Raw genomic sequence first — 16,858 nt, forward strand, 5'->3', positions numbered from 1 at the left:
TTATTTTAAGGAATAATAATTACCTTTGCCACTCTTTTTAAAAGACCTAAATTATTACCGTCATGAATTTGATTAAATACGTTGAAGACCAATTACTTGACATAAGTAGAATTCCTGAATTCTCAGCAGGAGATACTATTATCATGAGCTATAAGATCATAGAGGGTAATAAAGAAAGGGTTCAAGACTTTCGGGGAGATGTACTAAACATCCGTGGCGAAGGTAAAAACAAGTCATTTACCGTACGTAAAATATCAAGCGGTATAGGTGTAGAGCGTATTATCCCTTTTTCTTCTTTGAATATAGTTGATATCAAAGTAGTTAAGAAAGGTCGGGTAAGAAGAGCTAAACTTTTCTATTTAAGAAAACTATCCGGTAAGAAAGCAAGAATCAAAGAGGCAACTTTTTCTAAATAATATCCGATTACTGCTTTTATTTACAAATCCTACTCCTTTTTTGGATTTCTGTCTTGTTTAAGATAACTTTCCTTTAAGAAATTAAGAATATTAGAAACAATATTTCAATATAATATATAACTATATTCCTTAATTTACAAATCCTATTCTGCCTTTAAGATTTCTATCAATATCTTATCATCCTTTGGTGCGATTTTGTTGAATTTTCTATTAAATTCAATGTATTTCCAATCGTTTCCAGGTTCCAAAACTATAATTTTACCATCTAAACTAAACTCTACGGGCAAACTAAATTGTTGTTCTAAGTTATCCCATTTATACTTGATTTGAGTGTAAGTATCTCTAAAACTGACTGAATATATCAATTTAGGCAGGTTTTTATACCTTAGATATTGTCTTAAAAAAGGGCCGTAATCTTTACCTGTTTTAAGATTGACAAATTCTATAAAATCCTTACTTGTTGCAAATCCCATTTTATATTTATCATAAAAACCTTTAAAAATATCAAACCACAGACTGTCATTATTGATGGCGTATCTCAAGGTTTGCAATACCCAAGAACCCTTACTGTAGATATCATGAGGATTATTTGTAAAATTAACACCCAAAGGACCTATTAAGGGTTGATCATTACTAATACCTTTCTTTTGACTATTCAAATACCTTAGGGCGGCTTCCCTACCATAGAAATATTCTACAAATAAACTCTCCATATAAGTGGCAAATCCTTCGTGAAGCCACATATCTGCATGATCCTTACATGAAACACTATTTCCCCAATATTCATGTGCTGTTTCATGCAGAATAATGTAATCAAAATCAAATTCCTCTGGAATTCTAGAACCAAGATACCCACGTTGAAATTTGTTACCGTAGGCAATAGCAGATTGATGTTCCATACCTAAATAGGGAGCTTCAACTAAACCATAACCATCCCGAATAAATGGATATGGCCCTAGATAATGCTCAAAGGCTTCAAGGACTTTTGGTACCTGTCCAAAATGAGCTTTAGCCTTAGTAACATTTGGTTTCAAAACACTAAAATTCAGAGCTAATGCTTCACCGCTTTTAGTGGTGTATGTTTCATTAAAAGTCTCATATTGACCAATATAAACCGTAACATTATAATTATTTATCGGATAGCTTACATTCCAATGATAGGTTGTTTTCTTTTTACCCATTTTCTTTTTACCAACTAATTTACCATTTGAAATAGCAACATATGGATTTGGCACTGTAAAATACATATCCATAGATTCAGGTTCATCAGATAGATGATCTTTATTGGGCCACCATAGACTTGCGCCATCGCCCTCACAAGCAACTCCAATCCAATCCATATTATCCGCATCCTTAGACCAAACAAAACCTCCATCCCATGGTGCATTTTTAGCTATAGTAGGATTTCCCTCATACTCTACTAAAATGGTACATGATTCTCCAGACTTTATAGGATTGGCAATAAATACAGCGTTATATATTCTTCTGTATACTAATTCCTTCTTGTCTTTAGTGATTTTGAGAATTTTCATGTTTTCAAATAAATCCAATTGAATTTCTTCCATATCCGCCATACTCGTTAAAGTTATCGCGTTAGTCCCTTTAATAAATTTGCGGTCGGGGTCTACAGATAGGTTCAGGTCATAATGCTTCACATCATAAGTCCTTTCCAGCCGTAAGCTTCCCCTAAGCGAATCTTTTAATTCAAAAACAGGCTTTTGCGCAATTCCATAAAAGCTTATTAGGAATAAAAGGGATATCAATAATTGAGTACCAAATTTCATTTGAACCAAACATTTAATTTACATAAAAATTTAAGAATCATAGAATCTAAAGAATTCGAGGTAATTAAATTGAGGCATACCAATATATAAGATCTTGATTCGGCGCACAAGATATCGATTTTTAATCTTCAATCAGGTCAAAGCGACTAAAATGCTCTTAAAAATTCCAAAAAGGCCTTATACTAGAGCCGTAAACCTTAAAAAAAGGATGCATCTTAAAGTAAAAACAAACAAAATGGCCATTAATCATCATAAATTAATCAATTTGCCGTCTACTACAAATGATTAAGGCCTGAAGACCATGTTTCATTAAGGCTCAATGTTAATCTTTACCTAATCTACAAATCTTGAATATTGACAAACCCTATTTATCTTTTTATACCATCCAAAGTCTAAAATCAAGCCTAAACTTAGAAATTAAATTGACTTAGAAATTGAAGATAACTATTCGAAAGTTCTAAAAAGCAATATCTTTGAAATACGTAATAACCATATGAATAAATCGATATACATATTCCTTTTTCTGCTCATAGGAGCATCATGCAAAAAAGACACCCTCATCAACAACAGTTTGATTAAAGGTAAATGGATGGTAACAGAAGCGCATCGGGACGGAAAAAAAACTAAAATGATGTCAGGTGCCTATTTTTACTTTGATGATAGTATTATATCCACCAATTATATGGGTGCAGATAATCAATTTTATTATTATATAGATAAAAATAATATTTTTGAAAAAACACATAACGAATTACTTTTTCAAACGTTGCTTGATAAGGAACAAAACTTAATATTTGAAACAAAAATTCAAAATGTACCATTTACATTAAAATTAAAAAAGGAATGATTGAGCGCATAATATGTCTTTGGATTCTCCTTTTATGCAGTTTTAGTATTCATGCTGCGCAAGGAATTAATGGAGATATTAGAGCCGTTGTATATCAAGATGAAGACATTCAATACGTAGAAATTTCATATTATCTGAAGACTGAATCACTTCAAAAAATATATCACGCTGACAGTCAATTTCAAAATCAAATTCTTCTAACTGTAGTCCTTAAGAACGAAGAGCAAATTGTTAAAGTTGACAAATTACTTTTACAAAGCCCTTATTCATTCGACCAAAAACCCATTATCCATGTAATACGATGGAGGGTTCAAGCTGGTAAGTATAACTTGGAATCAACGCTAACAGACCCTTTAAACCCCTTGAATGAAATTACATTTATAAACACATTCAAGGCAAAACCAATAAACCAAAATCCCAATCTATCTGAAATTCAACTCTATTCAGTTTGTAAAAACAGTTCCGATAAATCTTCAATATTATTTAAAAACGGATTCTATTTTGAACCTCTGGGATATCATTTCTTACCACCACAATTACACATATTATATTCCTACGTTGAATGCTACAATACAACTCCTTTAACAAATAATAAACTGATCTTACATTATAAATTATCCAATATTGATTCTAATAATACTAAAACAAAACTCTTAGAGTGGTATCAAAAATCTACTAACAAAAAACGAGACCTTGTTCTGCATCAAAAAGATATTAGTGCAATCCCTTCGGGCAAATATGAATTAAGCATATTTTTAAAAACAAATAAAGGCCAAGTTCTAGATAGTGTGTTCACCTATTTCGAACGATATAATCCATTCTGGGATAAATTAATAGCCCTATATTATGAACAGTCCGAACCAAAAAGACAGTTTGAACAATTAAGTGAAGACAGTTTAAATTTCGCTTTAAGATCATTATCTCCGATTGCATCAAGTCAAGAATTACATTTAATACAATATTTATTAGCAGAAAATCGCAATTCAGAAAAGAAATTAATGCTTTATCAATTTTGGTATGAACGGAGCAAACAAGAACCTGTGGAAGCGTTTAACCACTATATGTTAGAGGTGAATAAAGTTAATGAAATTTACAGATCAGGCTTTGGGTATGGCTTTGAATCAGACCGAGGCAAGATCTATTTAAGATATGGTGTTCCGAATGAAGTTATTCAAGAAGATAATGACAATGGAGCATTTCCATACGAAATCTGGAAATATGCTAAAATCAATAACACAGGTCAAACCAATGTTAAATTTATTTTTTATAACCCGGACTTAGCAGGATCCAATTTTCGATTATTGCATTGTAATGCTATTGGTGAAAGGTACAATTATAAATGGGAAATCGAATTATATAAAAATGTAAAAGATCAATTCAAAGGTAAAAATGCAATTGAAGCAACCGAGATGGAAGGACATTTCAACCGTCGAGCAAGAGAGTATTTTGATAATTAATTTTTCAGAAATTCTCAATCCAATTCACATGGTTGATCTCTCCCCTGTTGGTGTCAAGTTTCCCGACACTCCAAGTGCAACTTGTATCCGACGTAAGTAATTCTCAGTTCAAATTATACCTAACTTGACTTAATCATTGACTTTAATTTCTCTTAAACTCACGATCCAATTCACGCTTTTGATCTCTCTCCTTAATCGAATCTCGTTTATCAAATGCTTTTTTACCGGAGGCTAATGCTATTTCAATTTTTGCAATTCCCCGATCATTAAAATAAACCTTATACGGAACTAGCGTCATTCCTTTTTCTGCAACTTTACGTTCTAACTTATTTAATTCAGCTTTATTTAAAAGTAATTTTCTTGATCTTTTTGGATCATGATTATTATAAGAACCAGGATCATATTCTGAAATGTGCATATTTTTAATCCATAGCTCCCCTTTTTCAAATAGGCAATAGGCATCACTAAGGTTAGCTTTGCCTTCCCTGATCGACTTGATTTCTGTGCTCTTAAGCATGACACCAGCCTCAATGGTTTGAACAAAATGATAGAGATGGGTTGCTTTGCGATTAACGATTTCTACAACACTCATTTAGATTTTACTTTCAAATAATTAAAATTAATCACCTTGGATGCTTTGAGGTCCAAAATTTGAGCTGTCATACTGCTATCAGCATTCATTTTATATTGAATAATTTGTGGAAAATCATGTTTCTCATTTACAAATCGAAAGTTCCAAATGGGATCAGCATTTCTGACAAAAGCAGTTGTAGTCATAACACTATCAACTTTTAATTTAGCTTCATAAATCCAATTTTTGTCAGATTTATAAATTCTCATATTCTCTTTAATTGTAGCAGTCCCAAGACTCATATCATACGAAACGCCCATAAATTCAGTTGGCGATATTTTAGACCATTTTTCATAATACTCTTTATCCACAATCTTCCAGGTTCCGAGCAACCAAGAACAATCAAGGTCTTTCTTATTAACTACATTAACTTTACTGGAACTGCAAGAAAATAAAATGATTATCAATACATAAATTAAGCTTTTCATTTTTTAGTTTTTAATGTTTAAGAAAATAAATTTATGGTTAAGTTTTTAATTTTTTGTTTTAATTTAGAATAATTGGGATAAAACAATTTAAGTGAACTAAAAAAGAATACTTGTTTAGAAACACTTCGAACATGAGAAAAAGTTTCAAGGCCATATTTGCCATGACTATAACCCATTCCACTTTGATGATTGCCTCCAAAAGGTAAATCCAAATTACAAAAATTAATGAGGCAATTATTAATTGAGACTCCCCCTGAACGACATACATTCATGACCTGCTTTATAAATGATTCTCGCTTACTAAAAACATAAAGACATAATGGGCGATCTAATATCATCATTTTTGGAAGCAATTCTTCAATATTGGAATAGGTAATGATAGGTAATACAGGTCCAAACAATTCTACTTGCATTACTGGAGCATTCCAATTCACATTTCTTAAAAGTATAGGTTTGATCTTTAATGTTCTCAAATCTAATTCAATAGGTTCAACTAATTCAGCTCCTTCATCTAAACTTTGATTCACCAAGTCCAATAATTGATGATAATGCTTTGAGTCAATAATTCCACAATAATCTTGGTGCGAAACCATGTGATCACCAAACCAATTAATTAATTGTTGCTTCCAAAGAGTTATAAATTCATCAACCAAATCTTTGTGAATTATTATATAATCAGGTGAGATACAAACTTGACCGGCATTAATGATTTTTGCGTGTGCTACCCTTTCAACCACTTGTTTAAGATTGACCTTTTGGTCGATAACAACAGGAGATTTCCCACCCAGTTCTAAAGTTACCGGAGTTAAATTCTGAGCAGCCATTTGCATAACTCTTTTTCCATTTTTTCCTGATCCGGTAAAGAAAATATGGTCGAATGGCAATTTGATTAAGTCTTCAGCCAATTCAACCCCACCATTTAGAACAATGATTTCGTCATCGGTAAATGCTTGCTTCACTATTTTTTCTATTAATTTCGAAGTGTGCGAAGTTAATTCTGACGGTTTAAGAATGATTTTATTTCCAGCGGCAAAAGCAGAAATAAGTGGAACAAATGATAAATTGATTGGAAAATTCCAAGGAGAAAAAATAAGTACAACACCTTTGGGTTCTAATATGGTATAAGATCGGGTACCAATTAAAGTTATATTGGAAGAAACAGCTTGTTTTTCACTCCACCGATTCAAATGTTTGATCATGGATTTTATTTCCATTAAACAAACTAATAATTCAGATGCATCTGATTCGAAAGGTGGTTTTCTAAAATCTTGAAATAAGGCATTTTGAATTTGTTCTCGATGTGCTAACAAAGATTTTCGAAGTCTTTTCAATCCTTCAATTCTGTTGGAAACACTTGGAAATGGGTTACCATAATAAGATGTTCGCAAATGTTCAAAAGCCCAAATTGCGTTTACATTCTTTTCATTATCAACCATTAATTCCACAACATCACGATATTAGAACCAAAGATACAACAGGCAATGCGATCCTCTGGTAAATGTCAATACAATAAATCTATACCTGGCTGTTCAATGCGATATTTCTAACTGCATCAGCTACTTTTATAGCAATAGACTCATCCATTACAGGAGGAATGATTTGATCTTTAGTCGGATGAGATATTCCAGCAGCTATAGCTTCCGCAGCAGCAAATTTCATTGCTAAAGTTATTCTGGGTGCACGAGCTTGAATAGCTCCTAAAAATATTCCCGGAAAAGCTAAAACATTATTGACCTGATTCGGAAAATCGGATCGTCCTGTTCCAACTGCAAAAGCACCACCAGCAAATGCTTCATCTGGAAAAATCTCTGGAATAGGGTTTGCCAAAGCCAATATAAATGGATCTTTAGCCATGGTACGTATATCATTTCGATCTAACAAATCTGCCTTACTAACTCCTATGAATACATCAGCGTCAAGTATGGCTTCAAAAACTGAACCTTCTAGATTTCTTGGATTGGTATAATTAAGCAAATCTAATTTGACTGCATTCAAATCGGTTCTATTCTTATGAATAATTCCCATTGAATCACATAAAGTCAACTCTTTTACTATTTGTTGATTGGGTGTATTTGGATCCTTTTTTCCTAAAAACCTGCTGATTGCAATTCCTGCTGCTCCTGCGCCATTGATAACAATTTTAAGATCTGACATGGACTTCCCAGTAATTTTGCAATAATTAATCATGGCAGCTAACACAACTATTGCTGTTCCATGTTGATCATCATGAAAAACCGGTATCCCAATATTCTGAAGTCTTTCTTCGATTTCGAAACACCTAGGAGATGCTATATCCTCTAAATTTATTCCTCCAAAGACCGGGGCAATATTCTTTATTATGGATATAATCTCTTCTGTGTCTTGAGTTTGAAGACAGATAGGAAACCCGTTAATCCCTGCAAAACGCTTAAATAGCATGGCTTTTCCTTCCATAACCGGGATTGCAGCTAAAGCTCCAATATTGCCTAATCCTAAAACTGCCGAACCATCTGAAATAATCCCTACAGTATTTCCTTTAATGGTGTAATCATATACTTTAGATGGATCTTTATGAATTTCTTCGCAGGGAGCTGCTACACCAGGGGAATAAACCAAAGACAAATCTTCTTTAGAACTGAGTTCCATTTTATTTTCAACACTTAGTTTTCCCACTAATTGACTATGTAAAACTAAGGCCTTTTCAAAGACGTCCATAAATTAGATTTGGATTAAGATAGCAAAAATATTGCCATATTAAATAAAATTTTAAAATTAATACCATAGATCCATATTAAGTCCAATTATTTATTAGATTCTGATCTCAAATAAACCATTAAATCTTAAAATAGTAACAATTCAGTACTCATAAAAATGTTTCTATTTTAAAATTGAAGCTAAAATTTGTTCATTATGTATATCAGATTTAACCGGATAAATAATGTCATGTAAAATTAATCCTTTGGTCATTACAAAACTAGCCCTGTGCATTCCATCATAGACTTTACCCATAAATTTCTTCCTTCCCCAAACACCAAATTTTGTAGCCAATTTGTGGTCTTCATCGACAATTAAATCATAGGGCAATGAATATTTAGTCATGAACTTGTTATGATCTTTCCGATCATCAGGACTAACACCATAAATAACACAAGAATGCTTTTTTAACTCACCAAAGTGATCTCGCAGATTACATGCTTCTTTGGTGCAGGTTGGTGTATTATCTTTTGGGTAAAAAAAAAGCACAATCCAATCCTCGGATGCATCTGATAATTTGTGTCTACTTCCATCTTGGATCATAAATTCAAAGTCAGGAATCAGATCACCCTTTTTGAATAAAAATTTGGGTTGATATTCAGGCAGTTCACTAGTTCCCATTTTAGCGATAAAACGTACTATTGAATTCGCGTTTATTTCCACGGTCATCTATTGCTGTAATTAATAATTCATGTTTGCCCGGACTTAATTCATCTTCAAAATAATGCTTTATAGACCGCGTCTTAGCGTCATGCTCCATAAGTATCCATTGTCCATCAATATATGCATTATATTGAATTTCTCTTGCAGTGCCTAATGAAATAATGTTATCATACAGACCAAAACTCATAAATTTGTTTTTAGGCATATTCGATCTAAATGTATAGGGAATAATAGTTGGCGGAATGGTGTCGACCTGAATTGAAAAAGTACCTAATTTCTTAAATTCACTCACCAAGTATTCCCCTTCCCAATTTCCTCCGGTTGAAATATACTTAGATCCTTGTTTACATGCTATATAACATTTAGACATCAACCTTTCAGGAATTGATTTTGTAGGCTTTATGGCGATCTTATAGGGTTTGTGAATGGGATCATTATTTGGTTTTATTCCAAACCAATCTGAATATGCTATGGGTAAAGAATTTTTGCAACTATCTAAAGTACAGCATAAATTTTCATAAAAACACCCTTGTGGAATATCGAATTTTACGGATTCAGATTCCAAGATATGTTCTTGATCAAAAACTAATTTTTGGGAATTTTCATTTTTCTTTACTGGTGTTGTATAATTTACTTTTTGAATATTGAATTCAACTTTAGATTCATTTTGTTTGGCATCACCAACAATAAGTTGTACTCGATGTAAAAGACTGTCACCTATATAATACAAACCATTATTTTCAATAGTCTTATATAGGGATAGTTTATTCCCCAATAATTTAAAACATCTATGAAATTGTCCTTTAGATGCCATCTTATTTTTATAATCAATATGCGCGTTGATATATTTAGTATCCTCTAAAGACCAATGATCCAAACTTAAAAAATAAATCATTTGACTATCCACTAAAACTTTGATTGTTTTGATCCCAACCCAATTCCATGAATGATCACTTCGATCTAAAGCATTAATGCCTAATGCCATCACATCTCCCGGTACTAAAATGGTTTTGGACAATTGACTTGGGCTATAGATCTTTTCGGAGGTAGTTATTCCTTCGCCATCAAAACCATAGACTTTGATTCTTTTTATAGAAGGTGAAATATCATCCTCCACAGGTAGTCCAAATGTTACCGGATCTAAGACTTCATCGGTCCCAGTTCGTCTTAATTCGAAATGCAAATGAGCTCCCCTACTGGATCCGGTATTCCCCATATAGGCTAACAAGTCACCTGAATTCACTATTAATTCATTAGGTTGAAACTTTAAGTCCAATTCGAATGATTTGTGTTTATACTGTTCTGTTTTGATTCGGGCTTCAATATCTGGTCGAAAATGATTAATGTGTGCATACATGGTTGTATAACCCTGGGGATGTTGGACAAATAATGATTTTCCATAATTATCAGCATCAATGACAATTCTGCTGACAAAACCTTGGGCTACAGCTAACAAATCATCCCCTCCCACTCCAGTTAAGGACCTAATATCTGTTCCTGCATGAAAATGGTTGTTTCGCAACTCGCCAAAACTTCCAGTCATTGAGATTCTATTCCTAACCGGAGACTCCATATGAAATTCTCCTGGACCACAATAAAATAGATTCGAATGGTCCATTTTAAATGAAAAAAATACAAAAAAAATGACCCAAGAAAACTTCTTCATCTTACCTGCCTACTTTAAAGTCGCAAAAATAAACTTTAATAGCTTATCAAACGCTTTTTCTGAACTCATATTACCATGTCCCACTTCGGTGGCTAGAAAATTGATCAATTCGACATTGGATCTATTCATTAAAATGTACTGTTCTATCATTTTGGCCCATTGAACTTTAAAATAGGTTTCTGATTGTTTCAATCTTAACTTATATAATTGATTATCATCAACTAACAAATTATAAAATAAATCAATATTATCCAACAATGTTGCCATACCTAAATCAGAAATCACAGATAATTGAACTATTTTTGGGGTCCAAAAACTATACTTTCTGGGTACAAAATTTAATATTGAATTTAATTCTATATAAGTTTTATTTGAACCATTTAACGTTTCTCCGTCCGTTTTTGTAATAATGTACATATCAGCCCACTCCATCACACCTCGCTTGATTCCTTGCATTTCATCTCCTGAATGTGGTTGCAACAACAAAAGAGTCATATCACATAATAAAGAAATCAGAAATTCCGATTGGCCAACCCCAACTGATTCAATTAGGATTCTATCAAAACCTGCGGCTTCACAAAGCAACATGGCTTCACGAGTATATAAAGCTAAACCACCTAAATTAAGACTTGAAGGGCTAGGTCTTATAAAAGCATTAGCTTGTGAAGAAAGATGAGCCATCCTTGATTTATCACCCAAAATGCTACCCTTAGACAATGCACTTGTAGGGTCTATGGTCAATACAGCCACTTTATGAGATTGTCCGATAAGAACTACCCCAATCTTATCAATTAATGTGCTTTTACCAACACCTGGAGGGCCGGTGATACCAATTCTAAGCGAATTCCCGGTCCAGGGTTCAATAAAATCAATTAAAGATTGGGCTAATTGTCGATCTTCAACATTTGATGACTCAATCAATGTTATAGCTTGAGATAAGGCTTGACGGTCCCCATCTTTGATTCGATTTGCCCACTCCTTTATTTCTTTTTTTGGTTTCAAATTACTCAGTTCGTAAAGTAAAAAGATTTGACAAGCTTCTATACTTGTAGATAGATGGTTTATAAGCCATAAAGTTAGTATATTTTAAGTAACAAACTTTCATTCCCTCCAAATACACGTTTAATTACAGGGGCAAACAGAAGTATGAAATTAAAATACAAAACGAAGTGAAGTAAGCCCTATATTGTAAGCTGGTTATGAACCAAAATTGATTATTATGGTTACCTTTGAAAGTAATAAAGGCAATCTATTCCTATGTCGATAAAAAAAGTTTATTTAGATAATAATGCCACTACTCCTTGCGATCCAAGAGTAGTTGAAGCCATGCTACCCTATTTCTTCGAACATCCAGGAAATGCAGCGAGTAGAAGTCATCCTTTTGGATGGGAAGCAGAAAGTGCCGTGGATATTGCCCGGCAACAAATCGCTAAGCTTATTGGAGCGGATGACAAAGAAATCATCTTCACTTCTGGTGCTACAGAAGCTGATAATTTGGCTTTGAAAGGTGTTTATGAAATGTACAGTCGAAAAGGAAATCACATCATAACAGTTACCACCGAACATAAAGCCGTATTAGACACATGCAAGGTATTAGAAAAAAAAGGGGCAGAAGTTACCTATTTGGAGGTTGGTGCTGACGGAATGATTGACCTTAAGGCCTTAGAAGCAGCGATTAAGCCTACCACAATTCTGATATCTGTAATGTGGGCTAACAATGAGACCGGGGTTATTCAACCGATGAAGGAAATAGGCAATATATGCGCCAAACACGGTATTTTATTCATGTCCGATGCGACTCAAGCTGTTGGAAAAATCCCGGTAAACCCTCGAGAAACAGGTGTACATCTCATGGCATTTTCAGCGCATAAAATGTATGGCCCTAAAGGAGTAGGTGCTTTATATGTTAGTCGTAAAGATCCAAGAGTCAAAGTAACAGCACAGATGGACGGTGGAGGACATGAGCGCGGTATGCGTTCAGGCACACTTAATGTACCTGGTATCGTTGGATTTGGAAAAGCAGCAGAAATTGCACAGGCAGAAATGGAACAAGAAGCTGTGCGATTATCCAATTTGCGGGATCGTTTAGAGAATGGTTTAAAATCTTCGATGGAAGAAGTATATATCAATGGAAATATAGATCACAGGATGCCACATGTGACCAATATGTCGTTTAAGCATGTGGAAGGTGAAGGACTTATGATGACATTCAATCAAAACATTGCATTGTCTTCTGGTTCAGCTTGTACATCAGCATCATTAGAACCATCTTATGTATTAGTAGCCTTAGGCTTAGGTGATGACTTGGCACATTCATCATTACGTTTTAGCTTAGGTCGATTTACCACAGAGGAGGAGGTTGATTTTGCAATTGAAGCCATTCGAAATGGTGTAAACCATATGCGAGATCTATCGCCTATTTGGGAAATGTACAAAGATGGAATTGATTTAAGTACCGTGGTGTGGTCGGCACATTAGTATCGAGAATTTTGTTAACAGAAGAAAAATAAGAATTGAAACCTTTCTACAATAAAAAGTGTTTCAGAATACAAGCTCAATAAATTAAAACAATATGGCATATTCAGAAAAAGTTTTAGATCATTTCAAACATCCTAAAAACGTAGGTACTTTGGATAAAAACGATTTAACAGTTGGAACAGGTCTTGTTGGCGCTCCAGAATGTGGTGATGTAATGAGATTACAAATCAAAGTAAATCCAAGTACGAATACCATAGAGGACGCAAAATTTAAAACCTTTGGTTGTGGATCTGCAATAGCCTCATCTTCACTTGCTACTGAATGGCTTAAAGGCAAGAGTTTATCCGATGCGATGAAAATAGACAATATGGATATCGTTGAAGAGCTTGCATTGCCGCCTGTAAAAATTCATTGCTCGGTATTAGCTGAAGATGCAATCAAATCAGCAATCAAGGACTATCAATCCAAAAACGGTTTATCTTAAAACTAAGCACTTATGATTTATGTAGCTGATTCTGCAAAAAATCAAATTACACAAATGATGGCCGCAGAACATTTGGATCCATCTCATTTTGTAAGGGTATCTGTTACCAGTGGGGGTTGTAGTGGTTTGAGTTACAATATGGAGTTCGACAATGAATCTAAACCAAATGATCAAGTTTTTGAAGACAAAGGAATAAAAGTAGTTACTGATCTAAAGAGTTTTTTATACTTATTTGATTCTATGCTTGAATTTTCAGGTGGATTAGATGGCAAGGGCTTTCATTTTACGAATCCAAATGCATCTAGAACTTGTGGTTGTGGCGAAAGTTTTTCAGTATAAATTAATCAAAACACCAAATTACTATACTTAATTTTCACAAATTATTTTATTGCTTATTTTACCTTCACATTAAAAAAGTGGTTGGTAATTTTAATAAATCAATCCTAGATAGCATTGAATTTCAATTGCCAGAAACTTTCTAAAATTTTCAACTTTAAGATCACAACCTTCACACAAACGCATTACATGAATAGATTCATTTTGTCATTTGTCCTGATATTTGTTTGCACCTTTCTTAGTTTTGGTCAAGTAGAAATTAAAGCTAATCCACTTGGACTTGTGCTAAAAAACATTGACATTGGTGCAGAATACGGCATATCCCAAAACATTGGACTTGGCCTACAACCCATCATTGATTTTGATAGAATTAGACTTTTTGGTGAGACCTATAAATCAGCCCGTTTTGGAGCGATACTGCAAGGCAAATATTATTTCATACCAAAAAAAAGAATTGATAATATTTATGGAATGCTTTATTTAAAGCCCATTGCAGGAAATTATGCTTTAGAAAATATTTATAGTATTAATGCAGTGAAAATATCCATGGGAATCGGATTTGGATATAAATTCGTGAGTACGAATCATATATTATTTGAAACCAACTTTGGTTACGGCAGAGCGTTATTTAATAAAGCCTATCCAAAAATTGCTACCATTGATCTCAGTACATATCCATATATAAACTATGATTTTATATTAAGTGTAATGATGGGATATCGATTTTAAATATCATTTATAAAATCATTATTTTCTAATGATAAAAATAATAGAATTTTAAAAATATCAATATTGTCTTTATTGAAGATTCGTTTCAAAATAATTGTTGCAAAATAAACAAAACTTCAAATAATTATAAAAACGTGTTGGGGTAATTAATTTTAATTAGGATTAGCCTAGCAATTACTAAAATTCTATTTCAACTTGGTTCAATTATTAGACTGCTCATCAAAATTATAATTTCAAAGCATTTGATCTAGAATAAACTGCCTGGTTGTGACATATATGGAATTTTCAAATGGTCGTATGCTGCCTGAGTTGCAACTCGTCCTCTTGGAGTTCTTTGGATAAAGCCTTCCATTATGAGAAAGGGCTCATGCACTTCCTCAATTGTTCCAGCTTCCTCTCCCACAGCCGTTGCTATGGTAGTTAATCCCACAGGACCACCAGAAAATTTCTCAATGATCGTATGCAAAATACGATTATCCATTTCATCCAACCCGTGTGAATCCACATTCAATGCTTTTAATCCAAATTTGGCAATTTCAACATCTAATTCACCAGACCCTTTAATCTGAGCAAAATCTCTTAATCTCCGCAACAAAGCGTTAGCAATTCTAGGTGTTCCTCTACTTCTTCGAGATATCTCCTGAACACCCTCTACAGTAAAAGGAATATTTAAAATGGTAGCTGATCGTTTGATAATTTTTTCAAGCGTTGCACTATCATAATAATCCAAATGACAATTTATACTAAATCTAGATCTTAATGGAGCAGTTAAGAGACCCATTCTAGTAGTAGCTCCAACAAGAGTAAAAGGATTCAAACTTAACTGGATACTCCTGGCACTAGGGCCTGAATCAATCATAATATCTATACGGTAATCCTCCATTGCAGAATATAAATATTCCTCAACAACTGTATTCAAACGATGGATTTCATCAATGAATAAAACATCACCAGATTGAAGATTCGTCAATAAGCCTGCTAAATCACCTGGCTTTTCTAAAACGGGGCCAGATGTCATTTTTAATGAAGCCCCAAGTTCATGTGCTATAATATGAGATAAGGTAGTCTTACCCAAGCCTGGTGGTCCATTCAGAAGAACATGATCCAATGCCTCACCCCTTTGTTTGGCGGCTTCAATAAATACTTTAAGATTTTCAACAACATTGGGTTGTCCTGCAAATTCATGCAGCCCCTTGGGACGCAGTGCCTTTTCAAACTGTCGCTCTTCTGGATTTAAATTCTTGTCTTCAGATTCTAATAGTGGATTCCTCATTTCATGAGCAAAGATACTGAGAAAATGTTGATGAAAAAATAGATATCCAAGTCAAGTATATTCAGATTCAAAAGATATTAAAAAAGGGTAGGAATTTTTAGCTTACATCAAATCCAAAATGATTAAATCAATCAATTAAACCTAAATTGATATTTTAACCAAATAAATAAAAATCTGATTTTTTTTAAAAAAAGTTCAAATCTAAGATGCAAACAAAAAAACAATTAGCTATATTTGCTTTATACAAGCACTCTAAATCGTTTTACAACATGGATACCCGTTCATATCGCTGTGGTTTTATGTCTTATTGTAGTAAACAATGAATCTTGCCAATAAAACAATATGACTAATCATTGCCCTACAATTCTTATGTCATCATGCAAAAACTATTTTAATTACATTTGGCTATATGTCTGTATTGTTATGACTGTAACTGCTTGTATACGAGACAATGACCTGCACCAAGTCGTGGATGGATATAAACCCACCTATATTTCTTATGATTCACTTTTACATTTTAAACAATCCGATCCCAGAACGTTTTCCAATACAGGTAAAATTTCTTATTACAACAAGTATCTTTTTATGGTTGAACATTTACAAGGTGTTCATATCATAAATCTCAGTGACACTACGAAACCTGAGCGAATTTCATTCCTAGAAATACCGGGAGTTCAAGATATTACTTTAAAGGATCAAATTTTATATACTGACAATGGTCCACACTTACTTGTTATAGATATAACAGATTTGAATCATGTTGTTTTGTTGAAAAGAAATTTATTCGTCTTTCAACAGACAGATGCCAAACATCCTCCTGTTCGATTTGGATGGTTTGAATGTTACAACCCAAATGCGGGTTGGGTTTTAGATTGGCAAACAACTACCTTAACAGATCCTAAATGTTCTTTATAAATAATTAAAATGAAGCTT

The 16,858-nt window shown here is 33.4% G+C and carries 17 protein-coding genes; 8 read left to right on the forward strand and 9 right to left on the reverse strand.

The window, feature by feature from the left end; genetic code table 11:
• The first annotated feature begins 62 nt into the window (after positions 1-62).
• On the forward strand, positions 63-416 hold the full coding sequence (rplS, locus tag IPK88_17600; protein ID MBK8245246.1) for a 50S ribosomal protein L19: 354 nt from the start codon (positions 63-65) through the stop codon (positions 414-416).
• A gap of 143 nt (positions 417-559) precedes the next feature.
• On the opposite strand, the gene IPK88_17605 is transcribed toward rplS, so the two are convergent.
• On the reverse strand, positions 560-2,200 hold the full coding sequence (locus IPK88_17605) for a M1 family metallopeptidase (GenBank protein ID MBK8245247.1): 1,641 nt from the start codon (positions 2,198-2,200) through the stop codon (positions 560-562).
• Between the two features lie 493 nt (positions 2,201-2,693).
• Here IPK88_17605 and IPK88_17610 point away from each other — a divergent pair, with 493 nt between their 5' ends.
• Entirely contained in the window at positions 2,694-3,047 is a 354-nt protein-coding gene (locus IPK88_17610; GenBank protein ID MBK8245248.1) for a hypothetical protein, read from the forward strand.
• A complete protein-coding gene (locus IPK88_17615) occupies positions 3,044-4,504 on the forward strand; it encodes a GWxTD domain-containing protein (protein MBK8245249.1) in 1,461 nt (486 codons plus the stop codon). The genes IPK88_17610 and IPK88_17615 overlap by 4 nt, the downstream gene beginning before the upstream one ends.
• 142 nt (positions 4,505-4,646) lie before the next feature.
• On the opposite strand, the gene smpB is transcribed toward IPK88_17615, so the two are convergent.
• The 7 genes from smpB to meaB form a co-directional block, all read right to left on the reverse strand.
• Positions 4,647-5,096 carry an SsrA-binding protein SmpB gene (gene smpB, locus IPK88_17620; GenBank protein ID MBK8245250.1) on the reverse strand — a complete coding sequence of 150 codons (450 nt, stop codon included), beginning with the start codon at positions 5,094-5,096 and terminating at the stop codon, positions 4,647-4,649.
• The gene (locus tag IPK88_17625; GenBank protein MBK8245251.1) at positions 5,093-5,563 is read right to left on the reverse strand and encodes a hypothetical protein; all 471 of its coding nucleotides are present in this window, start codon (positions 5,561-5,563) and stop codon (positions 5,093-5,095) included. Before IPK88_17625 ends, smpB begins: the two co-directional genes overlap by 4 nt.
• 17 nt (positions 5,564-5,580) lie before the next feature.
• Entirely contained in the window at positions 5,581-7,008 is a 1,428-nt protein-coding gene (locus tag IPK88_17630; GenBank protein ID MBK8245252.1) for an aldehyde dehydrogenase family protein, read from the reverse strand.
• Between the two features lie 70 nt (positions 7,009-7,078).
• Positions 7,079-8,257, reverse strand: coding sequence for an NADP-dependent malic enzyme (locus tag IPK88_17635; GenBank protein MBK8245253.1), 1,179 nt, complete (start codon positions 8,255-8,257; stop codon positions 7,079-7,081).
• Between the two features lie 162 nt (positions 8,258-8,419).
• Entirely contained in the window at positions 8,420-8,917 is a 498-nt protein-coding gene (bcp, locus tag IPK88_17640; GenBank protein MBK8245254.1) for a thioredoxin-dependent thiol peroxidase, read from the reverse strand.
• A gap of 1 nt (position 8,918) precedes the next feature.
• A complete protein-coding gene (locus IPK88_17645; GenBank protein ID MBK8245255.1) occupies positions 8,919-10,625 on the reverse strand; it encodes a M23 family metallopeptidase in 1,707 nt (568 codons plus the stop codon).
• 9 nt (positions 10,626-10,634) lie between these two features.
• Entirely contained in the window at positions 10,635-11,627 is a 993-nt protein-coding gene (gene meaB / locus IPK88_17650; protein MBK8245256.1) for a methylmalonyl Co-A mutase-associated GTPase MeaB, read from the reverse strand.
• A 255-nt stretch (positions 11,628-11,882) separates the two neighbouring features.
• On the opposite strand from meaB, the gene IPK88_17655 reads away from it, so the two are divergent.
• From IPK88_17655 to IPK88_17670, 4 genes are all read left to right on the forward strand, one after another.
• Positions 11,883-13,103 (forward strand): IscS subfamily cysteine desulfurase, encoded by a 1,221-nt coding sequence (locus tag IPK88_17655; GenBank protein ID MBK8245257.1) that lies wholly within the window; start codon positions 11,883-11,885, stop codon positions 13,101-13,103.
• A 94-nt stretch (positions 13,104-13,197) separates the two neighbouring features.
• On the forward strand, positions 13,198-13,587 hold the full coding sequence (iscU, locus tag IPK88_17660; GenBank protein MBK8245258.1) for a Fe-S cluster assembly scaffold IscU: 390 nt from the start codon (positions 13,198-13,200) through the stop codon (positions 13,585-13,587).
• A 12-nt stretch (positions 13,588-13,599) separates the two neighbouring features.
• On the forward strand, positions 13,600-13,926 hold the full coding sequence (locus IPK88_17665; GenBank protein MBK8245259.1) for an iron-sulfur cluster assembly accessory protein: 327 nt from the start codon (positions 13,600-13,602) through the stop codon (positions 13,924-13,926).
• Between the two features lie 186 nt (positions 13,927-14,112).
• Positions 14,113-14,652: a DUF3575 domain-containing protein gene (locus tag IPK88_17670; GenBank protein ID MBK8245260.1), complete on the forward strand. Its 540-nt coding sequence runs from the start codon at positions 14,113-14,115 to the stop codon at positions 14,650-14,652.
• Positions 14,653-14,899: 247 nt separating this feature from the next.
• Here IPK88_17670 and ruvB read toward each other — a convergent pair whose 3' ends face one another.
• Positions 14,900-15,925 (reverse strand): Holliday junction branch migration DNA helicase RuvB, encoded by a 1,026-nt coding sequence (gene ruvB / locus IPK88_17675; protein MBK8245261.1) that lies wholly within the window; start codon positions 15,923-15,925, stop codon positions 14,900-14,902.
• Between the two features lie 342 nt (positions 15,926-16,267).
• Here ruvB and IPK88_17680 point away from each other — a divergent pair, with 342 nt between their 5' ends.
• A complete protein-coding gene (locus IPK88_17680) occupies positions 16,268-16,840 on the forward strand; it encodes a hypothetical protein (GenBank protein ID MBK8245262.1) in 573 nt (190 codons plus the stop codon).
• Positions 16,841-16,858: the final 18 nt, after the last annotated feature.

Origin of the sequence: Candidatus Defluviibacterium haderslevense (assembly GCA_016712225.1) — a bacterium.
Taxonomy (GTDB): Bacteria; Bacteroidota; Bacteroidia; order Chitinophagales; family Saprospiraceae; genus Vicinibacter; species Vicinibacter haderslevensis.